Consider the following 22,708-nt stretch of genomic DNA (forward strand, 5'->3'; position numbering starts at 1 on the left):
GCATGGCCAAAAACTCCTCCTTCGTCCACCTGCACAACCACACCGAGTTTTCCATGCTGGACGGCATGGCCAAGGTCGATATGCTGGCAGACGAGGTGGTCCGCCAAGAAATGCCGGCCGTCGGCATGACCGACCACGGCAATATGTATGGCTCTGATGCCTTCTACCGCCGCATGACCGGCGCCGGTATCAAACCCATCATCGGCATCGAAGCGTATATGGCGCCCGAATCCCGCTTCAACAAAAAGCGCGTGCTGTGGGGCACGCCGGACCAAAAGCGCGACGACGTCTCCGCGTCCGGTGCCTACCTCCACCAAACTATGATTGCGGAGAATGCCACCGGCCTGCGCAATCTCTTTACCTTGTCCTCGCTTGCTTCCTATGAGGGTCAGTTGGGCAAGTGGCCGCGCATGGACGCCGAGCTCATCGCCGAGCATGCCGACGGCATCATCGCCACCACCGGTTGCCCTTCTGGCGATGTCCAGACCCGCCTGCGTCTCGGCCAGTTCAACGAGGCGCTGGAGGCTGCGGCCATGTGGCAGGACATTTACGGCAAGGACAACTTCTTTTTGGAGTTGATGGACCATGGGCTGGACATCGAAAAGCGCACGCGCGATGGCCTGCTAGAGATCGGCCGCAAGCTGGACTTGCCGCCGTTGGTGACCAATGACTGTCACTACGTGTTGGAGTCCCAGGCGCCGGCGCACGAAGCGATGCTGTGCGTGCAGACCGGCAAGACTTTCATGGACCCGGACCGCTTCAAGTTCGGCGGCACCGGCTACTACATTAAGTCGGCCGCGCAGATGCGCGAGACCTGGGACGATATGATTCCAGACGGCTGCGATAACACCCTGTGGATTGCCGAGCGCGTGCAAGACTACGGCGAAATCTGGGAAGAACACACCCACGATCGCATGCCTATTGCCGACGTACCCGAGGGCCACACCCCAACCTCCTGGCTCACCCATGAGGTGATGGAGGGCCTGCAAGCGCGCTTCCCCGGCCGTGATGTTCCGGAGGAGTATATCGAGCGCGCCAAGTATGAGATCTCTGTTATCGAGATGAAAGGCTACCCGTCCTACTTCCTCATCGTGGCCGAGCTCATTAAGCACGCGCGCTCCGTGGGCATTCGTGTGGGGCCGGGCCGTGGCTCGGCGGCCGGCGCGCTCGTCGCCTACGCGCTGACCATTACCAATATCGACCCGCTGGAACACGATCTCCTCTTCGAGCGATTCTTGAATCCAGAACGCCCGTCCGCACCCGATATCGATATCGACTTCGATGACCGCCGTCGCGGCGAAATGATCACCTATGCGGCCGAGCGCTGGGGTGAGGACAAGGTGGCGCAGGTGATTACCTTCGGCACGGTGAAGACCAAGCAGGCCATTAAGGACTCGGCCAAGGTGCACTTTGGCCAGCCCGGCTTCCAGATGGCCGACCGCATCAACGGCGCGCTGCCGCCTGCCATCATGGCCAAGGACATTCCGCTCAAGGGCATCACGGACCCGGACCACGAGCGCTACTCCGAGGCCGCCGAGGTCCGCCAGATGGTGGAATCCGACCCAGATGTGAAAAAGATTTATGACACGGCGCGGGGGTTGGAGGGCGTCGTCAGGCAGGCGGGCGTGCACGCCTGTGCGGTGATTATGGCCTCGGTTCGCCTCATGGACCACATCCCTATGTGGAAGCGCCCGGCCGACGGTGCCTATATCACCGGCTGGGATTACCCGGCCTGCGAGGCCATCGGCCTGCTGAAGATGGACTTTTTGGGCCTGCGCAACCTCACCGTTATCGGCGATGCGATTGAAAACATCAAGCGCAACCGCGGCGAAGAAATCCACCTAGAGCAGCTGCATGCTGACGACCCCAAGGTCTCCAAGGTCTATGACCTGCTCTCACGCGGCGATACGCTGGGCGTCTTTCAGCTCGACTCCGGCGGCATGCAGGAGCTTCTCAAGCGCATGAAGCCGACCGGCTTTAAGGATATTGTGGCTTCCCTTGCGCTCTACCGCCCGGGCCCGATGGGCGTGAACGCCCACTGGGACTACGCGGACCGCAAGAATGGCCGTAAGGAAATCACTCCAATTCACCCGGAGTTGGAAGAGCCGCTCAAGGAAATCCTGGATGAGACCTACGGCCTCATCGTCTACCAGGAGCAGATCATGCGTATCTCGCAGAAGGTCGCCAACTACACGGCCGGCGAGGCAGATGGCTTCCGTAAGGCGATGGGTAAGAAGAAGCCGGAGGTGCTGGCGCAGCAGTACGACAAGTTCTGGGGCGGTATGCAAGAAAATGGCTACTCCAAGTCCGCCATGGATGCGCTGTGGGGCACCATCGAGCCCTTCGCGTCCTACGCGTTTAACAAGTCCCACGCCGCGGGCTACGGCTTGGTGTCCTTCTGGACGGCCTACCTCAAGGCCTACTATGCACCGGAGTACATGGCTGCGCTGTTGACCTCGGTGGGCGATAAAAAGGATAAGTCCGCCATTTACCTGTCGGACTGCCGCCACCTGGGCATCAAGGTGCTGCCGCCGTCCGTCAATGAGTCCGAAGAGGACTTCCAGGCGGTGGGAGAGGATATCCGCTTCGGCATGGGCGCTATCCGCAACGTTGGCTCGGAAGTGGTGGAATCCATCATCAAATCCCGCCACGACAAGGGCGCGTTTACCTCGTTTAGTGACTACCTGGACAAGATCGAGCTCGCCGCCTGCACCAAGCGCGTGACAGAAGCGCTCATTAAGGCCGGCGCTTTCGATGACTTGAACCACCCGCGAAAGGGCCTCATGCTCATCCATGAGGACGCTGTTGACGCGGTGCAAACCACCAAGAAGGCCGCGGATAAGGGACAGTTCGATCTCTTCGCTGGAATTGGCGGGGGAGAGGACGATGCGGCCTCCAACGCCTTTGCCTTGGATATTCCAGAAGACAACTGGGATCGTAAACACGAACTTGCCCTCGAGCGCGAGATGCTTGGCCTTTACGTTTCCGGCCACCCGCTCGATGGCTTCGAGGAGGCGCTGGCCGCGCAGACGGATACCCCACTTACCAAGATCCTCAACGACGAGGTCCATAACGGCCAAGAGCTCATTATCGGCGGCATCATTTCGGGCGTGGACCGCCGCTTCTCTAAGCGTGATGGTTCGCCGTGGGCCATTGTCACGGTGGAAGACCACAACGGCGCGCAGGTGGAAATCCTGGTCTTCAACAAGGTGTACTCGCTCGTCGCCCCGCAGATTGTGGAGGACAATATCATCCTCGCGCGCGTGAACGTCAAGGTGCGCGATGAGCGTCGCTCCCTGTTCTGCTCTGATATCCGCGTCCCAGACCTCGGTCCTGGCGGTGGCGCCGGCCTGCCGCTGCGCCTGACTTTGCGCACGGATCAGTGCACCATGGAAAACATTGCCCGGCTCAAGCAGGTCCTGCTCAAAAACCAGGGCGAGTCAGACGTGTACCTCGAGCTTGTCGACGGCTCCGAGTCCACCACCATGATCCTCGGCGACCACCTGCGCGTGGAGCGATCCGGCAACCTCATGGGCGACCTTAAGGCCACCATGGGCGCGGGCATTTTAGGCTGAATTTAAACTCGGCGGCGGCAGGCGCCCTCCACTAATCTAGACAGCACAGTCTATATCGATGGAGGAAACCTGATGGTTAACAAGATTCGTACCACCCACGTCGGCTCGCTGCCGCGCACCCCGGAGCTCCTGGAAGCCAACCTGCAGCGCGGGGAGCTGCCGGCCGCGGAGTTTCAGGGGATTTTGGAGGCTGCGGTGGCGGACGTCGTCAAGCGGCAGCTCGATCTCGGCCTCGATATCATTAACGAGGGCGAGTACGGCCATATCACCTCTGGCGCGGTGGATTATGGCGCGTGGTGGAACTATTCGTTTAGCCGCTTGGGCGGGCTGACGATGACGGATACCGACCGCTGGGAATCGGCCGAGGTGGTGCGATCTAAGCCGGGTGAGCCGCGGCTGACGTCGTTTATTGATCGCCGCGACCGCGCGTTGTTCTCGGAGGCCTATAATGATCCGGATTCTGGCATCTTCACCGGCCGCGCCAAGGTGGCGAACCCAGAGTTCACCGGCCCTGTAACCTACATCGGCCAGGACGAGGTTGCCGCCGATGTTCGCCTGCTTGCCGACGCCCTCCCAACCGGCACCCCCGGCTTCATCGCCGCCCTTTCGCCCGGCTCGGCAGCGCGCCTGACCAACCGCTACTACGACGATGAGCATGAGCTGCTTGCCGACGTCGGCCGTGCCATGCGCACCGAATACCAGGCCATCACCGATGCTGGGCTTATTGTGCAATTCGACGCGCCCGACCTGGCCGAGGCTTGGGACCAAATCAATCCGGAGCCGTCGGTCGAGGACTTCCGCGGTTTTATTCGCGAGCGTATCGACGTCCTCAATGATTCCATCTCTGGCCTGCCCAAGGAACAAACGCGCCTGCATATCTGCTGGGGCTCCTGGCACGGCCCGCACGTTACCGACGTGCCCTTTGCGGATATTGTCGAGGAAATCCTGCGTGCCGAGGTCGGCGGATTCTCCTTCGAGGCCGCTTCGCCGCGCCACGCGCATGAGTGGCGCGTGTGGCAGGATCACGCGCTGCCGGAGGGTACCGTGATTTACCCGGGTGTGGTCTCTCACTCCACCAATGCGGTAGAGCATCCGCGCCTTGTGGCCGATCGTATTATCCAATTCGCTGAGGTGGTTGGCCCAGAAAACGTCATCGCGTCGACCGACTGCGGCCTGGGCGGCCGCCTGCACCCCCAGATTGCTTGGGCGAAGTTGCAGTCCTTGGTCGAGGGCGCGGAGATTGCTACCCGCGAACTCTTCTAAAACGCACAAAGCCGCTCCGGAGCTCCGGAGCGGCTAGATTATTCAGTGCTTAGAAGCGCACGCCCAGCTGCTTGAGGGCATTCTTCATCGGCTCCAGCACAGCCGGGTTCACCTTGGCAACCATGGTGAAGGCCTGCAGCAGCGCGGCAACGAGGCTGGCAGCCACGGTAACCCAGCTCATGACCTCGAGGAACTTCTCTGGGGAGGAAGAACCCCAGATAGGAAGCTTCTTGAGTGCCTCGATCTGGTGCTCCTCTGCTTCCTGGGCTACGCAGTCCGGCTCCTTTGGCATTCCGGAGGAGCCGTAGCCGTTGGCCAGGCCCTGCATGAGCTCCTGCGGGGTGCGGGCGGAAGATCCGAGCTCGCCGCTCTCGATCTTCTTGATGTGCTCTTCCTTCGCCTTATCGACCTCGGCCTGGCATTCAGCCGAAATCTCCTTCGCCTTATCTTCTGCGGCAGAAGCGGTAGCTGGTGCAACGAGGCCCGCTGCCACGGCGGTGGCGGCGACGAGCGAAATGCTGAGACGGTTGCGCATGGTTCTCCTTTAGAGTGAGAGGTATTAGCCTCAAATAACTTAGCAGCTAAATCCCGGAAGATCTATGGCAAAAGCTTGCGCACCTGCGCCGGTAACAGCGCATAGAACTCGTCGACGGTCTTCGGCAGGAAGCCCAGAGCCCCGCCGATCAGGGCGCCAAGACCTACCAAACCGGCCACGATGCCCACGCCGGCAGCGACGCTGCTGCCGCTGCTGCCGTTGCTGGAACCGTTGGAGCTGCCGGATGCGGCAGGGGAGTCGGCGTCGTCGGGGGCGTCGGCAAGCAGGTCCTTGACGGAGAACACGGTGGTGGTGCCGGATACCTCGTTGCCGGAGATGAGGAGCGCGTCATCGGTAGGGGACTCTGCAGCGGGAACGAAGGCTAGACCCTCTGGTCCGAGGTCGCCGGCCTGGGTGGTGGCAGCAACATCGTCCTCGTCGTAGCCAACGGAGAAATCGCGATTATTGACGTAGGTGACAAACTGTGCCTCGGCGGGGGTGGTTACGTCGTAGACAAAGATGCCGCCCACGCGCTCTGCGCCGATGAAGGCGTAGGTGCGATCGCCAACCTTGCCGATGGTCAAGGCTTCCGGCTCTGGTCCCTTGTTATCGGAGCGGTCATCGAAATCCGGATCCTCGTTATCGGCGTTGAAGTTCAGGCCGGGCATATCCTTGGTGATGTTCTCGAAGTCCGCACCGGAATCGAAGACGACGTTTCCCTCGGCGTCGTAGATACTAAAGGAGCGCGAACCATAGGAATACAGGCCGTCGAAACACTCCTTTTCTTCGTTCCAGCCAGAAGCGTTGGTGAGCTTGAGGTTGCCGGCAAACTTCTTATCCTCAATGCCCTCGGGGAGCTCGAGGCCGTCGCAGACCTTGCCGTCCTTTACCAGGTCCTTGAGCTCTACTTCGTCGGTATAGCCTCCCCACTCGCGGGCATCGCCCTCGTTGGCGGTGGCGAAATAGGTCTGACCTTCTGCCTCGAAAGCGCCGATGGAGTCCGGCATGGACAGGCCCTTGACCGGGATGGTGCGCAGCTCCGCCACGTCATCCTTATTGGACGGATCCACCGGCACTTGGGAGTGGTCCGCGATATGAGCGGGGATTACCTTTTCCACGGTGGCGGACTCGATATCGATGACCGCGATGGCGTTGTTTTCCTGCAGCGTGGCATAGGCCTTGCCGCCCGCGGAAGAAATATATTCCGGCTCGAAGTCGCGCGAGGGCAGGTTATGGTGTGCGGAGGGGCCGAAAACGCGGATTGAAGGGTCAAGGTCGGCGGTGTCAAAGGCGGTGAAGTCGGCCGTGTGGACGTCGCTAAGCGCGGGCGCCGCGACGTGCTCGGGCAGGCTGATGACGGAAATGGAGCCCTCTGGGTCCTTGAGGTAGGCGGTGCCCTCGGCGTTGAGTGCGTCGGAAGGCTCGCCTTCGTTGGCAACCAGTGCGTGGCGGCCGTCGGCAGTGAGGTGCACGTTATCGGGCAGGGCGCCAACGTCTACGCGCCCAAGCTCCTCGCCGGTTTCGGCATTGAAGAACAGCGCCTCGCCGTTGTCGGTTTTGTCCGCCTGCTGTACCGCGGCGACGGCCAGGCCATCGGGGCGCACGGCCACGGAGTTGATCTCCTTGTCCCCGCCGGCGGAGATGGCGCCGATCTTGCGCGGCTGGGTGGGATCGGAGGCGTCGAGGATATCGACCTCGCCGGAGCGCGCATTGACGGTGAGGATGCGCTGGGACGCAGCGTAGTAGGCGACGATTTCGGCGGCGGATTTGCCCAGGACGCCGGATTCATGGGAACCGATGGGAGTCAGCTGTAGTGCGGCGTTGGGGGCGGAGTGTTCCAGCACGTTATCCACGATGTGGGCGTGTGCGGCCGGGGCACAGGCGAGGACGAGCGAGGAGGTAACGCAGAGAGAGATGCGCTTGAGCATAAGTATTCCTTTCTTGTGGTTATGTCCACTATTGCTGATGGAGGTAACGGTGCAACTAAAGGACAGTGAATTTCCAGTGAATGGGTAGACTGTCAAGACATGACTGATTCGACCATCCATGCATCCGATATCCAGCAGGCGCAGGCGCGGATTAGCTCGGAAATCGCCCCGACTCCGCTGCAGTACTGCGCCCGGCTGTCGGACGAGACGGGCTGCGAGGTCTATCTCAAGCGCGAGGATCTGCAGGACGTGCGCTCCTATAAGATTCGCGGCGCGTTAAACGGTATGTCGAATGTTCCCCAGGAAGAGCGCGGCCGGGGAATTGTTACGGCCTCGGCCGGCAATCATGCGCAGGGTGTGGCCTATGCCTGCCGCACGATGGGCATTGCCGGCAAGATTTTCGTGCCGGAACCCACGCCGATGCAAAAGCGCGACCGCATCCTGGTCCACGGCGGTGACCAGGTGGAACTGGTGGTGGTCGGCGCCAACTTCGATGAGGCAGCTGCCGCCGCGCATGCCGACGCCGCCGAGCGCGACGCCACCTTCATCGAGCCCTTCGACGCCCGCGATACCATCACCGGACAAGGCACGGTTGCGGCGGAAGTTCTGGCACAGCTTTCAGCCAAGGGCAAGTCGCTCGATACCATCGTCGTTCCTGTGGGAGGCGGCGGCCTGATTTCTGGCATCACCTCCTACGTGGCGGATATGGCGCCGCAGACCCGGGTGGTGGGTATGGAGCCGGAAGGGGCGGCGTCGCTAAGAGCGGCGTTTGACCACGGCGGCCCAGTCACGCTCGAGGAGGTCGACCCCTTCGTGGATGGCGCGGCCGTCAAGCGCCTTGGCGCGCTGCCCTATGAGATTTTGGAAGCCAATCGCGAGCGCCTGATCTTCGACACCGTGTCCGAGGGCGCGGTGTGCACGGACCTGCTCAACCTGTATCAAAATGAGGGCATCATTGCGGAGCCAGCCGGCGCACTGTCGGTGGCGGGCTTGCACCAATTGGACCTGAAACCAGGCTCAACGGTGGTGTGCGTAATTTCCGGCGGCAATAACGATGTGCTGCGCTACGCCGAAATCATGGAACGCTCCCTGGTCCACCGCGGCCTGAAGCATTATTTCTTGGTGAATTTCCCGCAGGAGCCGGGCCAGTTGCGCCATTTCTTGCACGAGATTTTGGGGCCTACCGATGACATCACGCTCTTTGAGTACCTCAAGCGCAATAACCGCGAGACGGGCGCTGCGCTGGTGGGCCTGCAGCTTAGCCGTGCCGAAGATCTCGAGGGCCTGCTAGAGCGCATGGGAGAATCCAAGATTTCGGTGCAGTACCTCAAGCCCGGCACCCCCGAGTATGAATTCCTCGTGGCCTAATGCAGGATTCTTATCGTCGCCCAGTAGGCCAGGTTGAACACGAAATTGAAATTAAGCGGTCCCGGTTTATTACCTTGATTGGTCGCGTCACTAATGAGGAAGAAGCCCGCGCGTTTATCGACGCCGCCCGCAGCCGCTTTCCCGACGCCCGTCACCATTGCTCTGCCTACGTCTACCACGTCGATGGCGCAAACCCGGTGGAGCGATCCTCCGATGATGGTGAGCCCTCCGGCACGGCCGGAAAGCCGATGCTGGACGTGGTGAAGGGCTCCGGCATACTCGATGTGTGCGCGGTAGTCGTGCGCTACTTCGGCGGCATCAAGTTGGGGGCCGGCGGGTTGGTGCATGCCTATGGTGGTGCGGTGAGCGAGGCCATGGAGAAGGTGCGCGCGGTAACCAGGGCGCGCCGGGAGCTTTATGCGGTGGAGTGCCCACACGCGACGGCCGGGCGAGTAGAGGCGGACCTGCGTGGGCGCGGTTATGAGATAACCGATACCGCCTATGCGGCCGCGGTCACCTTTACCGTGGCCGTGCACCCAGGCGGGCTGGACGAGCTGGAAGCAACGCTGGCAGCGATCTCGCAGGGCCAGCTCGAGGCGGCAGAGGCCGGCAGCGCGTGGGTTGAGGTAGGATCCTGACCATGAGTATGCAGCAACGACCGAATAACCCCATTGCGCAGCGCAAGCAGCAGGTGCGCAAGCACTCCCGCAACGCCGTCGTATGCGTGGCCGGCGGCATCGGTGTGGGCGTAGTGCTCGGCGTGCTTTCGGCTAACTTCTGGGCTTGGATGCTGCTTGGTGCCATCGTTGCCGTTGCAGGTGGCGGCTATAACTGGCTGAAGATCCAGAAAATCGTCAACGAGAACCACAACCAGTACTAGATGCCGGCACCGCAACCTAGCGGCCGCCCCGTCAGGATCGATGCCTGGGTGTGGGCCGTTCGCATGTTTAAAACCCGGTCTGCGGCCGCCACCGCCGTGCGCGCCGGGCACGTAAAGATCAATGGCGAGGCCATCAAGCCTTCCCAACAGGTGGTGCCGGGCGACCGCGTGCGCGTATGGCGCAACCACCACGAGCATGACCTCGAGGTTTTAGCGACCGTCGCCAAGCGCGTCGGCGCGCCCGTCGCGCGCACCTGCTACACGGACCACGCACCACCGACGCCGCCCAAGGAGTTTATGCCGTCGGTTCCCGTGCGCCAACGCGGCGCCGGTCGGCCGACGAAGAAAGAGCGCCGCGATATGGAGAAATTCCGCGGCGGTTTCCGGTAAGTTGTCGAAAATTACCGCGAGGCTAGTGGGCGGCGCGTAGCGCTTTCAGGCGCGCAGTGAGCCGCCGCTTGCGGCCCGGGCGGTCGCCGGATTCGGCGGTGGCCTCGATGTGTTGCTTGCCAAATTTGTTGAGCAGGAGGTCGTCGATAAGCCGCACCTGGCCGGGGCGGAAACGGTAGCGCATGGCGTCGTGGACGTGAGCAATGGCGGTGTCATCCAGCAGCTGCTCAAGCTGGCCCAAGTGGCGAACGCCGTTTTGCTCCAAGAGCTCCGCCAAGAAGCGGTAGTGCTCCGAGCGTGAGAGCGGGAAGCGGTTACCCAAAATGATGGCGAGCACGCCCGGCAAGGTTTCGGCGGTAAGCTCGACGTCCTTGTCGGTTTCTGTATCGGGGGCCTTGAGGGCGGCGATCTCATCGAATTGCTGGTCCGCAAGCTCGATAAGCCCCGCGGCCAGGGTAAACAGGCGGTCAACTTCCGGCGAGGGCGGGTTCGGTCCCTGTTTATAGCGGATATCGTGCTCAAACTCCGCCCACGCGTGCTGCAGGACGGTGCGAATTTGCACCTCAAAGGTCCATCCCACGTAGGCGGCGAGCTCTTCCATCGCAGCCGCGCTATCTTCGGTCACGGTAAGCACCAGGTGGTGGGAGCCGTAGCCAAAGCCGCCGGAAATGCGAGTTTCGGCCGCCTTGTCAACGGAGCGTTCAACCTTAAAGGATTCACCAAAAACGCCTAGCGCTTCTGGAATAGCGGTGGAGTGATACAACGTCACACGCACGCCCATCACATCGTGGATCTCTTGCCAGGGCTGGGGATAGACAAAATCGCCGTTCTCGCGGCGCTTTTTGGCCTTCGCCTTCAGTGAGGGCCAGGTTTTGACGCGGGTAGAGACGCGGTCGAAGATGATGCCGGCGTCATTGAGGAGGTCCTCGATGGCGGTGCGGAAGTCCACCGCGGCGGTGGGGTGGCTGCGCGCCCAGTCGTGGTACTGATTGCTCAGCCGCGACATCCTACTTTCCGGCATGGTGCTCCTTTCATAACTCCCGCGGGAATCCGTTAGACCATACTAGCGGGCGTGGGTGGAGCACGGTGCGATGGCGGGGCACGCGCGCGACGGCATCGGCGGCCAGCTGGCGGGCATAGGTGTCCGGCAGGTGGGCAAAGGCAAAGAGCGTGGCGGAGTCCGGCACCAGGTAGGTCAGGGAGTGCGATCGCAAGAGGCGGCGCATGTGCTTGTCCAGCACGGTAAAGGTCTCTGGGTGGGCAATCCAGGAGGAAATCGGTGCGCCGTGGGAGCGGACCTGCAAGCCACCGAAACGGGCGGCGGAAGGAAGCTCGCAGGCGGCGGGGCGGGTCCAAAAGCGCAGCCCTTGCGAATCGAGTGCGGCGCGCTGCAGGTTATGGGAAGCGTGGTTCCATGCTCGGCGCGCGGAGATATCCATGTCCGCGAGGCCGCGGTGGCTGAGCCGGCGAAAGGTCTGCTTGCCAGGAAAGACCAGAGCCATGGACAGGCTGGGGGAGAGCTGGATGGTGGCGAGGGAGTCGCAGAAGCCGTCGTCAGAAAGCCGCTGTTCTTTCAGCCAGGAACGAGCAAAGAGAGCAGGCAGCAGGTTTGCGGTGGTGGGGCGAGGCGGGCGCAGGGCGACGGTCACGGCGGGTTCTCCAGTGTGGCGGTAGGGTGCGGTCGCCTTTATTGGACTGGAGAAATCCCCGTTTGGTTCCCCGGGTGGGCCTAGAAGGGCGGCTCGGCGTCGAGTTGCAGCTCAGCAAAGAGCTTATCGGCCGGCCAGATGTCGATTTCTTGGCCCTTGGCCTGCAGCTCCTCAACGCGCTTTTCCTTGGAGGTTTTCTTGGCCCATTCGCCCACGATGAGCAGGGTGGACTTTTTGGTGACGTTCTTTGCCACTTGGCCGCCACGCTCGGCGATGCCCTGCCACAGCACGCCCTTATCAAAGGGCTCGAAATCGCCGGTGAGGGTGACGTGCTGGCCGTAGAGTGCGCCTTCCGGGTCGGCGTCGGGGTTGGGCTCTGGGATTGTGTCCGGGGTGGCGACGGACTGCCACGGGGCGGGCCCGCGGGACTTCTTCTGTGCGGAGCCGGCCGCACGGGTCTGGTCGCGGAAGTCGGTCCCAGCGCCGAGATCCGCGCCGGAGGTGGGGGCGGTGTGGGCACGTAGGACAGGCAGGATGGCCTCGGAATCGAGGCGGCCCAAGGTGAATTCGCGTGCGGTGAATAGGTCGCGGATGCTGCCGGTGTGCCCGAAGCGCTCGGCCAAGCGGGCGATGATTTCGCCGGCCGCACGGGCATCCTCGGTGGCGTCGTGGTGGCTGAAGTCCGGCGCAGACAGGTGGGCGGCGACGGTGGGCAGTTTATGGTTGCGTACCGAAATGACCTTGGCCTTGGAGGCATCGCGGGACAGCGCGAGGGAGCAGGCCAGCGGCACGGTGGGCACCTCGGCGCCAGCAGTAAGCAGGCCGGAGCGCAGTGCGGTGGAATCAAACTGGGCGTTGTGCGCGACAAGCACGTCGCCGCCGAGGAAATCGAAGAGCTCCTTGGCGACGTCGGCAAAAGCCGGCGCCCCTTCCACATCGTCCGCGGTAATGCCGTGGATGGAGACGTTGATATCCGCGAAGTGCTCGAGGCCTGGTGGAGGGGTGCACAGCCAGGACCGGGAGGCGGTCTCCTGGCCATCGCGGAAGCGCACCGCGCCTATTTGGCAGATAGAACCCCAGTTGTCGTTGGCCGTTTCCACGTCCACGGCAGTGAAATCAAGGCCGGGGATGGTGGCGGCGGAAGAGGGTGCTTCGCCGCGCTGTGCGGCGGAAATGGCGCGGGCGACGGCCTGCGGGTCTTGGTGCGGGGCGAAGGCGATAGTGCCGGCGGCGCCCAAGTCTAGGGCGCCGAAGCCGGTGGGGGTCGGTTCACTCACGTGCACGGTGTCGATGGACTCAAGCGGGATATCTTCAGTGGCGGGGGCACCGAGGCTGGTAGCCAGCAGGGTGCGGTGGAGCACGAGTTTATCCGCTGTGACATCGATGAGTACGCCGTGCGCGGGAAATGACACGAGGGGCCTTTCTCTAGGAATCGAAAACGGGCGGTTCAACCTGACGCAAGATCAGCGTAGAACGCGGCTGCACCGTGATCGTACCCTCTGCCTCAATAAGGGTTTCCTCCGCGGGGTAACCGCCGGAATCGGCGGTATCGACCATCAGCCGCCACGTAGCGCCGAGATCCTTGGTGGGCAGGGTGAACTCGATTTCGCCGTCGTGGGAGTTAAAAATCATGATGAAGGAATCATCGGTGATGCGCTCGCCGCGGGAGGTGGTTTCCGTGATGGCATTGCCATTGAGGTAGACCATAAGGGCGCGGCCGAAGTCGTGGTCCCAGTCGTCCTGGGTCATCAGGCGGCCCGAAGGAACCAGCCAGGCGATATCGCGTTCCTTCACATCCGCGCCGAGCGGGCCGCCGGCGAGGAAGCGCTTGCGGCGGAAGACGGGGTGGTGGTTGCGGATGGCCAGGACGCGCTTGGTAAAGCCCAGCATCGCGGCGGATTTTTCCTCCTCCAGCATGGACCAGTCCATCCATGACAGCTCGTTGTCCTGGCAGTAGACGTTATTATTTCCCTCCTGCGTGCGGCCGAATTCATCGCCGTGCGAGAGCATAGGAGTGCCCTGGGAAAGCAGGAGAGTGGTCAGGAAGTTGCGGGTCTGGCGGCGGCGCAGCTTGCGGATATCGTCGTTATCGGTGGGGCCTTCCTCGCCACAGTTCCAGGAGCGGTTGAAGGATTCGCCGTCGCGGTTGTCCTCGCCATTGGCCTCGTTGTGCTTGTCGTTATAGGAAACAAGGTCGCGCAGGGTAAAGCCATCGTGGGCGGTGATGAAGTTGATGGAGGCGGTGGGGCGGCGGTCATTATCGGCATAGAGATCCGAAGAGCCGGTCAGGCGGGAGGCGAATTCACCCAGGGTGGCGGGCTCGCCGCGCCAGAAGTCGCGCACGGTATCGCGGTACTTGCCATTCCATTCGCTCCAAATGGGCGGGAAGTTGCCCACTTGGTAGCCATCGTGGCCGATGTCCCAGGGTTCGGCGATGAGCTTGACCTGGCTGACAATGGGGTCTTGCTGGACTAGGTCGAAGAAGGTGGCGAGCTTGTCGACGTCGTCAAGCTCCCGCGCCAAGGTCGCCGCCAGGTCGAAGCGGAAGCCATCGACGCGCATCTCCGTAACCCAGTAGCGCAGTGAGTCCATAATCAGCTGCAGCGAGTGCGGGTGGCGGACATTGAGGGAATTGCCGGTTCCGGTGTAATCCATGTAATGGGCCTCATCGCCTTCGACGAGGCGATAGTAGGCGCCATTATCGATGCCGCGGAAAGCAATGGTCGGGCCCATGTGGTTGCCCTCGGCGGTGTGGTTATAAACCACATCGAGGATGACCTCGATGCCGGCCTCGTGGAAGGCGCGGACCATGGTCTTGAACTCGGAGACCACCTCGCCTGGCTTCTTAGCAAAGGCATAGTCATGGTGTGGGGCGAAAAAGCCGAAGGTGTTATAGCCCCAGTAGTTGCGCAGGCCTAGGTTGCGCAGGCGATCGTCCTGCAGGAATTGGTGGACGGGCATGAGCTCAACGGTGGTAACGCCAAGCTCTTTGAAGTAGTTAATGACGGCCGGGTGTGCCATGCCCGCGTAGGTACCGCGGAGCTCTTCCGGCACGTCGGGGTGGGTCATGGTCATGCCCTTAACGTGGGTTTCGTAGATGACCTTTTCGTTATCGGGAATATGGGGGCGGTGGTCACTGCGCCAGTCAAAGAAGGGGTTAATCACCACAGACAACATGGTGTGGCCCAGCGAGTCTTCTTCGTTGCGGCCGGTGCCGGGTTCCTCGGCGTGGATGTCATAGGAGTAGAGGGAGGCATCGCCGTCGAATTCGCCGTCGAAGGCGCGGGCATAAGGATCGACAAGGAGCTTGGAAGGGTCGCAGCGCAGGCCGTTTTCTGGTTCATAGGGGCCATAGACGCGGTAGCCGTAGCGCTGGCCAGGGGTGACATTGGGGAGGTAAATATGCCATACATGGGCGGTGACCTCCGACATTTCGATGCGGTCTTCGTTGCCTTCCTTATCAATGAGGCAGAGCTCGACCTTGTCCGCTACTTCCGAAAAAAGGGCGAAGTTGGTGCCGGATCCATCAAAGGTGGATCCCAGTGGGGTGGGTTTGCCGGGCCAGATTTGGCGGCCGTAGCGCTCGGTGGGCGTGGGGACTGCGTCCATGGCGGGAGTGTTCATGCCCACGAGCATAACCACTTTCTAGGCGCCGGCGCCGTGCGTAAGTCCAGCGTTAATAATGCGTACGCCGCGTATAAGGTCTGCGCGATAATCTGTGACCGGAGACTCACCGGTGGTTTCTGCAAGCTGGCGTTGGGACTGTTCCATTAAGGTGGCGCCGAGCACGAGGTGAATGGCGGAGAGCGCGGCGGCGCGGTGGGCGCTGTCGGCAGCAAGGGTGCTGCGCGTGGCGGCAGCGGTGAAGGCCGTCAAGAGGCGGTCCCAGGCAGGGGCCTGCGGGAGGGAGAGGCCGGCAATGACTACCTCGGCGCCGTCGCGGCGGGCGAGCAGCAAATCACGGAGGTTGAGGCTGATGTCTTCGAGAGACTCCCCAGAAACGGGGGAGATAATCTCCTCTGCTAGGGCTGCAATGAGCGCTTGCTTATTGGCAATGTGCCAGTAGAGTGCGCCGGGGGCAACGCCGAGGGAGGAAGCAACGCGGCGCATGGTGACGTCCCCAAGCCCGTAGGCATCAAGCAGGGAAAGCGCGGCGCCGATAATACTCTCGCGATTTATGTGCACCTTGGCAATTGTACGGACTTGGCCGGGCGGGACGGTAGTTCACAGGTTCTTTTAACGGAGTCTCAATGTCATTTCCATCGTCGGGTTGTTAGTATTGCGAAGACAAATAAGAGGCCGCTCTTGGGGTGGCTTCACATTCGCAAGATTGATTCAGGAGCTTTCCCTTGTCCTTTTTGACCCCTGCAAAGAAGTCCCTCATCGCAGTTGCGCTGGTCACCCCGCTGGCTTTGGCTGCGTGTGGTTCGGATGACAATGACGACTCCAAGAAGGCTTCCGCCACCACGGCATCCAAGTCTTCTGAGGATAAGTCTGCAGATAAGTCCGAGGACAAGGACGCCGATAAGTCCAAGGACAAGGACAAGGATAAAGAAAAGGATCAGAATAAGGACGGCGAAAAGAAGGACGCCGCTGCAGGTGCAAAAGGCCAGGAGGGCGAGGACGGCGCTGGCGAGGGGCCAGATCAGCTGGCTAACCCGCTGAACAATGGTGAGGATCCTTTTGCTGGCGCGAAGGACATCAAGCCGATTGAAGGCGGCCAGAACGCTAATGATGCCGATAAGCAGGCCATCGAGCAGCTGGTTCGCGGCCAGCACGAGATCGATAATGTGAAGGAATACTTCAACTACATGCCGCAGCACGCCTGCCAGGCAGTCCGCGATGAGCAAGCCCAGGAGTTCAGCCAGTACCAACAGTACGTCGATAGCCTGCCGAACCAGTCCTTCGCCGAGTACGCCAACACCATGCGCCAGCAGGGCGGTGGCAACGCCGAGGTAGAGAAGTTCGCTAGCCAGTTGGAGTCCATCCCGCAGTCGACCAAGCTGCAGTCCGTTAATGACGTTGTGGTCAATGGCGACGATGCTTCTGCAACCGTTAGCGTGTCCAACTCTGAGGGCACCGAGACCTCCACGGTCCGCTTCCGCCGCGAGAATGGCAACTGGACCTTCTGTAACTAAGTTGTCTCTGTTTAATCATCGTTTACCCCGCACCCTAGGTTTCGGTGCGGGGTTACTCGCGTGCGCGCTCTTGGTCTATGGCGTGGCCGGTGCGTTGTGGGGGTTTTTCCGCCCGACGCTTACCGGCCATGAGGTAGACGATGGTGGCTATGCCATCGATGCGATGGGAAGCGCCCAGTTCATCGCCTTTATTACCTTTGCCCTCATTACCGGCCTGCTTGGTTTGTTCTTGGGATTGGGCGCGTACCTGCGCCGGCAAGGGCGGGGCTTGTCGATGCTCCTGTGGGTCGGCGTGTGTGCCCTGGCTGGGGCAGCGTCCTTTTATGTCTTTGGCGGGGTCACCGCCACGCATCCGCCTGAAAACCCAGGGGAAGTCGTAGAGTTCGCCCCGAATTTTTCCCCAGCCATCTCGTGGGCGGTGGCCCCCTTTATGGCGATGTTTGCCTATTGGTCCACGGCCTTTGTGAGCGCCGATGAAGATTGGTGATGTGCGCGTCTAGGGCCATTCGACGGGGGAGGCACCGGTTACTTCGTGTGCGATGTCATCGATGCCGTGCAGGATGTGCTTGAGCCCGCGGCCGATGGCGCTAAATAGTTGCGGCCGGGTAAGTCCCGCGGCGGTAATGGTGGCGGCATCCATCCGCACTTGCAGGCCCTCGGCGGTGTGGTGGCAAAATGCTACGGCGCCGTGGTGGGCGCGATTCCAGTCATTGCAAATGAGGAAGAGCCGGGTAAATTCCGCCTCGTCCAGGCTGGGGTCCCAATGCCCTTTGATAATGAGGCTGGGCCCGTTGTCCAGTGCGAAGGCGAAAAGAACGTCATTGACCCACGCGTAGATCGCCGTGGCGCCGTCGCTTTGGAAGCGCTGGATGCCAATAAGCGGCAGGATCTCGGCCAGGCTATCGAGGGTGAAGGGTTCCAAGGGGGCGTCGGCAAGCGGGGCAAGCTCCGGTGAGGCTTCGCGCACGAGGCCGGGGTGGGATTGGGCGAGCAGATCCATGAGGACCTCCGCATTGCGCAGCGCCGGTAGGAGGAATGCCGCGAGCTGTTCGCGGCTGGGGGAGGTATCGGCCGGCAGATAGCTATGACCGGAAACGCTCACGCAGTCAGGCTGGTCATAATCAACCACGACGGCCGGAGAGAGACAATCGTGGTTCCACTCGTTGGCTAGGTGTGCGAGCTCGGAGATCTCGCTGAGATCGACGCCGCCGCCGGGGCTGGTGTGCAGGTGGAGCACCGGTTCTTCCAGCTGGTCTATAAAGATGAAGGTGGAGCCGCCTGCCGCATGCGGAACGAGAAGCTCGCCAGTAGGTAGCGCCCAGCAGGACACGTCATTATCGCGGGCAATGGTGCGGGCATGCGAAAGCAGAAGAGAGGGGTCAATTTCGCTCATCGCTGCCACCACCTTAAAGCTGTGTTGACATCGAGTCTATAGCCCAAACCGGCCCCCTCGCTGGCGTTTGACCATTAGGATATTGGTTTAATAACAGAAATCCGATAGGCAGAAGAGGATACGGAATGCTTCGCACCATCGATTTGCGTGGCCACGAGCTGCGCCCCGCCCAGCTGCGGCGAGTTTTGCCGCGCGGTGGCACCGACGTCGCCGCCGTGGTGGACAAGGTGGCGCCGCTGGTTCATCGAGTACGTCAAGAGGGCGCTGCCGCGGCCTTGGATTATGGCGAACAATTCGATGGCGTGCGCCCAGCCCATCTGCGGGTGCCCCAAGTGGAGTTGGAGAAGGCCGCTTCCGGCCTAGACCCGCAGGTGCGCCGAGCGATTGAGGCCTCCATCGAGAGGGTCCGCAAGGTTCACGCCGAGCAGAAACCGGCCGCGCACACCACTGAGCTGGCGCCAGGTGCCACGGTGACCGAGGTCTTTCGCCCCATCGAGCGCGTTGGGCTATACGTGCCGGGAGGCAAGGCGGTCTATCCGTCCTCGGTAATCATGAACGCCGTGCCAGCGCAGGCGGCCGGCGCGGAAAGCCTGGTGGTAGCCTCGCCGCCACAAAAAGAGTGCGGTGGCCTGCCTCACCCCACGGTGTTGGCCGTGTGCCAGATGCTGGGCGTGGATGAGGTCTGGGCGGTAGGAGGCGGCCAGGCCATCGCGCTGATGGCCTACGGCGATGATGAGGCCGAACTAGCCCCTGTGGACATGATTACCGGCCCTGGAAATATCTTCGTCACCGCGGCCAAACGGCTGGTGCGCGGCGTGGTGGGCACGGATGCCGAGGCTGGGCCGACCGAAATCGCCATTATCGCTGATGACACCGCGAATCCGGTGTATGTGGCCTATGACCTTATCTCCCAGGCCGAGCATGATCCGATGGCCGCGAGCGTGCTCATTACGGCATCGCCAAGCCTGGCTCAGCGTGTGAAGGCGGAGGTAGAGGCGCGCTACGGCGCCACCGCTAATGCGCAACGGGCAGCCGAAGCTCTAGGCGGCGAGCAATCCGGAATTGTGTTGGTCGATTCCCTGGATGCAGCGGTGGCGGTGGCCAATGCCTATGCCGCCGAGCACCTGGAGATCCACACCGCAGAGCCCGGCGCGGTGGCCGAGCGGATTAAGCACGCCGGTGCCATCTTTGTAGGGGACTTTGCTCCAGTGCCGCTCGGAGATTACGCGGCCGGCTCCAATCACGTATTGCCCACCTCCGGTACGGCGCGCTTTTCTGCCGGCCTTTCTACCCATACCTTTATGCGGCCGGTCAACCTCATTGAATATGACCGAGCTGCGCTGGAAGAGATTGCCCCGCATGTAATCGCTTTTGCGGAGGCCGAGGGGCTGCCCGCTCACGGTGAGGCTATCCGTGCCCGATTCGAGGAGAATTAAATGACGCACTTGAATGATCTTCCTCTGCGCGAGGAGCTGCGCGGCAAGTCTGCCTATGGGGCGCCGCAGCTCCACGTGGCCTACCAGCTCAATACCAACGAAAATCCTTATCCTCCCTCGCAGGCGCTGGTGGATGACTTGGTGGCGGAGACCCGGCGCCTTGCCACCACGCTCAATCGCTATCCGGAGCGCGATGCGGTGGAGCTGCGCCAGGCCTTGGCGGACTACGTTTCTGAACAAACCGGGGTGCGCGTGGGCTATGCGCAGGTGTGGGCGGCGAATGGCTCGAATGAGATTTTGCAGCAGCTGTTGCAGGCATTCGGCGGTCCAGGCCGCAGCGTGCTCGGTTTCACCCCGTCTTATTCCATGCACCCTATCCTCGCGGATGGGACCCATACGCAGTTTGTGGAGTGCCTGCGCGATGAGAATTTCCGCATCGATATGGACCGGGCGCTGGCAGCCGTGGCGCAGCGCCAGCCGGATATCATCTTTGTGACTACGCCGAATAACCCCACTGGCGGGGTGACCAGCGTGGACGATATTGCCGCGCTGGCCGACGCCGCCCCGGGCATCCTCATCGTCGATGAAGCTTATGGCGAATTTTCTTCCTCGCCTTCTGCGGTGACGCTGCTGGAGAAATACCCCACGAAGCTGGTGGTCTCGCGCACCATGTCTAAGGCTTTCGATTTTGCCGGCGGCCGTCTCGGATACTTTGTGGCGGACCCGGCCTTTGTGGAGGCCGTGATGTTGGTGCGCTTGCCGTATCATCTGTCCGTGCTTTCCCAAGCAGCGGCGACGGTGGCGCTGCGCCATAGTGCGGATACGCTCGCCACCGTGGAAAAGATCGCCGCCGAGCGCGAGCGGGTGGCCGCTCGCTTGCGCGAACTAGGCTATACCGTCCTGCCAAGCGAATCTAATTTTCTCTTCTTCGGCCGCTTTGCTGACCAACACCGCGTGTGGCAACAGTTCTTGGATAAGGAAGTGCTCATTCGCGATGTTGGCATCGCAGGCCACCTGCGCATGACGGTGGGGCTGCCAGAAGAAAACTCTGCCTTTTTGGCCGTAGCTGAGGACCTTGCGGATACAGTAGTGGCGGATTCCCCGCTCGCAGGAGAAAGGAGCGAAGCATGAGCAACCGCGTAGGACGCGCCCACCGGGCAACGTCGGAATCGCAGATTTCTGTGGACATTGACCTCGATGGCACGGGACACAGCGATATTTCTACCGGACTGCCTTTTTTCGATCACATGCTCACGGCCTTCGCTACTCATGGCAGCTTGGATCTCACCGTGCAGGCTGAGGGCGATGTGGAGGTAGATGCCCATCACACTGTGGAAGATACCGCCATCGTGCTCGGCACCGCGCTGCGTGAGGCGGTGGGGGATAAGGCCGGCATTCGCCGCTTTGGCTCCCAGCTTTTGCCCATGGACGAGGCCTTAGTGGAAGCGGTGGTGGATTTTTCTGGGCGTGCCTATTTCGTGATGAACGGCGAACCGGAGCACCTGCAGTGGCAGAACATCGGTGGGCATTACGCCACGGTGATCAATCGCCACTTTTTTGAGACGCTCGCTACCCACGCTGCGGTAACGCTCCACCTCAACGTGCGCTATGGGCGCGATCCGCACCACATTACGGAGGCGGAGTATAAAGCCGTAGCGCGTGCGCTGCGCGGTGCGGTGGAATTAGACCCACGCCAAACTGGCATTCCATCGACGAAGGGAGCACTCTAGAACGCATGCACTTTATGATCTTGGTCCTCTTCCTCGTAGCCGGCATGTTGGTAGGAGGCGCATGGTCTGCCTACCAACAGGGGTCGAAGGCGATGACAGTCGTAGCCTCACTTTTGGCCGCAATCACTGTGGTAGCAGCTATCTCGTGGATGGTAGGAGCGTTTGGTAAATGAGTACAACCCAAGAAACCAATATCTGGAAGATCCCGGGCTACACCGCCACCATGGTGGCCATTGCCGCGGCCTTCGGCGCTTGGTCCATCCTCCTTCCCGTAGTGCCGCTAGCTGTCATTGACTCCGGCGGTTCAGCTACCTTGGCGGGATCATCCACGGGCATCTTCATGGCCTTTACCGTGCTGACCCAGATCATTTCCCCGTGGCTCTTGCGCCGGTGGGGCTACCGCCGCGTGATGGCGCTTTCTGCCTTTACCTTGGGTGTACCTGCCTTCGGCCACCTCTTGGGGACCGATGCTTGGGTTGTCCTGCTCTTTTCCGCTCTGCGCGGCGTGGGCTTTGGTGCGCTGACCGTTTCTGAGTCGGCGCTCATTGCGGAACTAGCGCCCGTACGCCTGCTGGGCAAGGCTACCGGCATGATTGGTGTCTTTACTGGCCTGGGCCAGATGGTCTTTTTGCCCTTGGGATTGATCATGGCGGAAAAGCTGGGTTATGCCTCGACGTATATCACCGCCGGCATTATTGGTTTCGTGGGTTTTGGCATGTGTTTGCGCATTCCCAAGATCAAGGTCACGCTCGCCTCCGATACCGAAGAGGAGCCGAACCTTATCCGCGTTCCTACGTGGAAGCTGGTGCTCGTCCCTGCGTTGGCGCTGACGACGTTTTCTATGAGCTATGGCGCCGTATCATCCTTCCTGCCGCCGGCGGTGCAAGAACTTGATGCCGAGCGCGGCGCCAGCTTGGCCGGCATCATGTTATCCATCGTGGGCGGCGCCGCCATGATTTTCCGCTATTTTGCCGGCATGGTGGCAGACCGCGTGGGCACTCCTGGCCGGCTCTACATCCCCAGCCAGATCATGGCCATCGTGGGTGTGCTTGCCATTGCCGTTCCTCTTTATCTCGACGGCTCTGTATGGTGGCTCGTGTTGGGCGCCTTCCTCTTCGGCGGTGCCTTTGGTATTGCGCAAAATGAGGCCTTGCTGTCGATGTTTGATCGCCTGCCGCGTGAACGAGTTTCGGAGGCTTCGGCCATCTGGAATATCTTCTATGACGGCGGCACCGGTTTGGGCTCGACCCTTTTGGGCGCCTTGGTCGCTGGCTATGGCTACGCGGGGGCGTTTGGGGCCGGCGTGGCCATCCTCGTTGTTGGCTTGCTTATGACGGTGGCAGACTTCGTACTCGGGCGCACCCGGGTGAGCGAAACCAACGATATCCGGACGCGTCTGCGCCGTATGCGTAAGGTATAGCCC

The 22,708-nt window shown here is 61.6% G+C and carries 21 protein-coding genes; 13 read left to right on the top strand and 8 right to left on the bottom strand.

The window, feature by feature from the left end; all coding sequences use genetic code 11:
- The first annotated feature begins 2 nt into the window (after positions 1 to 2).
- Positions 3 to 3,575 carry a DNA polymerase III subunit alpha gene (gene dnaE / locus QP965_RS00375; RefSeq protein WP_284843777.1) on the top strand — a complete coding sequence of 1,191 codons (3,573 nt, stop codon included), beginning with the start codon at positions 3 to 5 and terminating at the stop codon, positions 3,573 to 3,575.
- A 72-nt stretch (positions 3,576 to 3,647) separates the two neighbouring features.
- Entirely contained in the window at positions 3,648 to 4,838 is a 1,191-nt protein-coding gene (locus QP965_RS00380) for a cobalamin-independent methionine synthase II family protein (protein WP_284843778.1), read from the top strand.
- A 49-nt stretch (positions 4,839 to 4,887) separates the two neighbouring features.
- Here the strand turns inward: QP965_RS00380 and QP965_RS00385 are convergent, their stop codons facing one another.
- Both QP965_RS00385 and QP965_RS00390 read right to left on the bottom strand, forming a co-directional pair.
- Entirely contained in the window at positions 4,888 to 5,373 is a 486-nt protein-coding gene (locus tag QP965_RS00385; RefSeq protein ID WP_284843779.1) for a hypothetical protein, read from the bottom strand.
- Positions 5,374 to 5,435: 62 nt separating this feature from the next.
- On the bottom strand, positions 5,436 to 7,301 hold the full coding sequence (locus QP965_RS00390) for a choice-of-anchor I family protein (RefSeq protein WP_284843780.1): 1,866 nt from the start codon (positions 7,299 to 7,301) through the stop codon (positions 5,436 to 5,438).
- Positions 7,302 to 7,400: 99 nt separating this feature from the next.
- Between QP965_RS00390 and ilvA the strand changes: the two genes are divergently transcribed.
- The 4 genes from ilvA to QP965_RS00410 are packed head-to-tail and all read left to right on the top strand — an operon-like array spanning position 7,401 to position 9,939.
- Complete coding sequence (ilvA, locus tag QP965_RS00395) at positions 7,401 to 8,669, top strand: threonine ammonia-lyase IlvA (protein WP_284843781.1); 1,269 nt, start codon at positions 7,401 to 7,403, stop codon at positions 8,667 to 8,669.
- Positions 8,669 to 9,307, top strand: a complete 639-nt coding sequence (locus tag QP965_RS00400) for a YigZ family protein (protein ID WP_284843782.1) — start codon at positions 8,669 to 8,671, stop codon at positions 9,305 to 9,307. The genes ilvA and QP965_RS00400 overlap by 1 nt, the downstream gene beginning before the upstream one ends.
- A 2-nt stretch (positions 9,308 to 9,309) precedes the next feature.
- Positions 9,310 to 9,549 carry a hypothetical protein gene (locus QP965_RS00405; RefSeq protein ID WP_225746746.1) on the top strand — a complete coding sequence of 80 codons (240 nt, stop codon included), beginning with the start codon at positions 9,310 to 9,312 and terminating at the stop codon, positions 9,547 to 9,549.
- Positions 9,550 to 9,939 (top strand): RNA-binding S4 domain-containing protein, encoded by a 390-nt coding sequence (locus QP965_RS00410; protein ID WP_284843783.1) that lies wholly within the window; start codon positions 9,550 to 9,552, stop codon positions 9,937 to 9,939. It begins immediately after the preceding gene.
- A 22-nt stretch (positions 9,940 to 9,961) separates the two neighbouring features.
- On the opposite strand, the gene QP965_RS00415 is transcribed toward QP965_RS00410, so the two are convergent.
- From QP965_RS00415 to QP965_RS00435, 5 genes are all read right to left on the bottom strand, one after another.
- Positions 9,962 to 10,960, bottom strand: coding sequence for a GTP pyrophosphokinase (locus QP965_RS00415; RefSeq protein WP_250409992.1), 999 nt, complete (start codon positions 10,958 to 10,960; stop codon positions 9,962 to 9,964).
- A 10-nt stretch (positions 10,961 to 10,970) separates the two neighbouring features.
- Positions 10,971 to 11,588 (bottom strand): hypothetical protein, encoded by a 618-nt coding sequence (locus QP965_RS00420; protein ID WP_005328828.1) that lies wholly within the window; start codon positions 11,586 to 11,588, stop codon positions 10,971 to 10,973.
- A gap of 80 nt (positions 11,589 to 11,668) precedes the next feature.
- Positions 11,669 to 13,000 carry an exonuclease domain-containing protein gene (locus QP965_RS00425; RefSeq protein ID WP_284843784.1) on the bottom strand — a complete coding sequence of 444 codons (1,332 nt, stop codon included), beginning with the start codon at positions 12,998 to 13,000 and terminating at the stop codon, positions 11,669 to 11,671.
- Between the two features lie 13 nt (positions 13,001 to 13,013).
- Positions 13,014 to 15,212, bottom strand: coding sequence for a glycogen debranching protein GlgX (glgX, locus tag QP965_RS00430; RefSeq protein WP_284843785.1), 2,199 nt, complete (start codon positions 15,210 to 15,212; stop codon positions 13,014 to 13,016).
- A gap of 21 nt (positions 15,213 to 15,233) precedes the next feature.
- Positions 15,234 to 15,773, bottom strand: coding sequence for a TetR family transcriptional regulator (locus QP965_RS00435; protein ID WP_284843786.1), 540 nt, complete (start codon positions 15,771 to 15,773; stop codon positions 15,234 to 15,236).
- Positions 15,774 to 15,937: 164 nt separating this feature from the next.
- Between QP965_RS00435 and QP965_RS00440 the strand changes: the two genes are divergently transcribed.
- A complete protein-coding gene (locus QP965_RS00440; protein ID WP_284843787.1) occupies positions 15,938 to 16,726 on the top strand; it encodes a hypothetical protein in 789 nt (262 codons plus the stop codon).
- An 82-nt stretch (positions 16,727 to 16,808) separates the two neighbouring features.
- Positions 16,809 to 17,213, top strand: coding sequence for a hypothetical protein (locus QP965_RS00445; protein ID WP_284843788.1), 405 nt, complete (start codon positions 16,809 to 16,811; stop codon positions 17,211 to 17,213).
- Between the two features lie 9 nt (positions 17,214 to 17,222).
- Here QP965_RS00445 and QP965_RS00450 read toward each other — a convergent pair whose 3' ends face one another.
- Complete coding sequence (locus tag QP965_RS00450) at positions 17,223 to 18,119, bottom strand: type III secretion system chaperone family protein (protein ID WP_284843789.1); 897 nt, start codon at positions 18,117 to 18,119, stop codon at positions 17,223 to 17,225.
- Positions 18,120 to 18,244: 125 nt separating this feature from the next.
- On the opposite strand from QP965_RS00450, the gene hisD reads away from it, so the two are divergent.
- The 5 genes from hisD to QP965_RS00475 are packed head-to-tail and all read left to right on the top strand — an operon-like array spanning position 18,245 to position 22,705.
- A complete protein-coding gene (hisD, locus tag QP965_RS00455; RefSeq protein ID WP_284768576.1) occupies positions 18,245 to 19,555 on the top strand; it encodes a histidinol dehydrogenase in 1,311 nt (436 codons plus the stop codon).
- Positions 19,556 to 20,686: a histidinol-phosphate transaminase gene (locus QP965_RS00460; protein ID WP_284843790.1), complete on the top strand. Its 1,131-nt coding sequence runs from the start codon at positions 19,556 to 19,558 to the stop codon at positions 20,684 to 20,686.
- Positions 20,683 to 21,285 (top strand): imidazoleglycerol-phosphate dehydratase HisB, encoded by a 603-nt coding sequence (gene hisB, locus QP965_RS00465; protein ID WP_284843791.1) that lies wholly within the window; start codon positions 20,683 to 20,685, stop codon positions 21,283 to 21,285. The genes QP965_RS00460 and hisB overlap by 4 nt, the downstream gene beginning before the upstream one ends.
- 5 nt (positions 21,286 to 21,290) lie before the next feature.
- Positions 21,291 to 21,458, top strand: coding sequence for a CG2302 family histidine operon protein (locus QP965_RS00470; RefSeq protein ID WP_005324605.1), 168 nt, complete (start codon positions 21,291 to 21,293; stop codon positions 21,456 to 21,458).
- On the top strand, positions 21,455 to 22,705 hold the full coding sequence (locus tag QP965_RS00475) for an MFS transporter (RefSeq protein ID WP_284765795.1): 1,251 nt from the start codon (positions 21,455 to 21,457) through the stop codon (positions 22,703 to 22,705). Before QP965_RS00470 ends, QP965_RS00475 begins: the two co-directional genes overlap by 4 nt.
- Positions 22,706 to 22,708: the final 3 nt, after the last annotated feature.

It is taken from the genome of Corynebacterium sp. MSK074, assembly GCF_030229735.1.
Taxonomy (GTDB): Bacteria; Actinomycetota; Actinomycetes; order Mycobacteriales; family Mycobacteriaceae; genus Corynebacterium.

Coding starts and splice junctions, on each gene's coding strand:
- QP965_RS00380 (WP_284843778.1), top strand. CDS start 3,648: ATGGTTAACAAGATTCGTACCACCCACGTCGGCTCGCTGCCGCGCACC.
- QP965_RS00385 (WP_284843779.1), bottom strand. CDS start 5,373: ATGCGCAACCGTCTCAGCATTTCGCTCGTCGCCGCCACCGCCGTGGCA.
- QP965_RS00475 (WP_284765795.1), top strand. CDS start 21,455: ATGAGTACAACCCAAGAAACCAATATCTGGAAGATCCCGGGCTACACC.
- glgX (WP_284843785.1), bottom strand. CDS start 15,212: ATGAACACTCCCGCCATGGACGCAGTCCCCACGCCCACCGAGCGCTAC.
- QP965_RS00390 (WP_284843780.1), bottom strand. CDS start 7,301: ATGCTCAAGCGCATCTCTCTCTGCGTTACCTCCTCGCTCGTCCTCGCC.
- hisB (WP_284843791.1), top strand. CDS start 20,683: ATGAGCAACCGCGTAGGACGCGCCCACCGGGCAACGTCGGAATCGCAG.
- QP965_RS00415 (WP_250409992.1), bottom strand. CDS start 10,960: ATGCCGGAAAGTAGGATGTCGCGGCTGAGCAATCAGTACCACGACTGG.
- QP965_RS00450 (WP_284843789.1), bottom strand. CDS start 18,119: ATGAGCGAAATTGACCCCTCTCTTCTGCTTTCGCATGCCCGCACCATT.
- QP965_RS00470 (WP_005324605.1), top strand. CDS start 21,291: ATGCACTTTATGATCTTGGTCCTCTTCCTCGTAGCCGGCATGTTGGTA.
- ilvA (WP_284843781.1), top strand. CDS start 7,401: ATGACTGATTCGACCATCCATGCATCCGATATCCAGCAGGCGCAGGCG.
- QP965_RS00405 (WP_225746746.1), top strand. CDS start 9,310: ATGAGTATGCAGCAACGACCGAATAACCCCATTGCGCAGCGCAAGCAG.
- hisD (WP_284768576.1), top strand. CDS start 18,245: ATGCTTCGCACCATCGATTTGCGTGGCCACGAGCTGCGCCCCGCCCAG.
- QP965_RS00460 (WP_284843790.1), top strand. CDS start 19,556: ATGACGCACTTGAATGATCTTCCTCTGCGCGAGGAGCTGCGCGGCAAG.
- QP965_RS00410 (WP_284843783.1), top strand. CDS start 9,550: ATGCCGGCACCGCAACCTAGCGGCCGCCCCGTCAGGATCGATGCCTGG.
- dnaE (WP_284843777.1), top strand. CDS start 3: ATGGCCAAAAACTCCTCCTTCGTCCACCTGCACAACCACACCGAGTTT.
- QP965_RS00400 (WP_284843782.1), top strand. CDS start 8,669: ATGCAGGATTCTTATCGTCGCCCAGTAGGCCAGGTTGAACACGAAATT.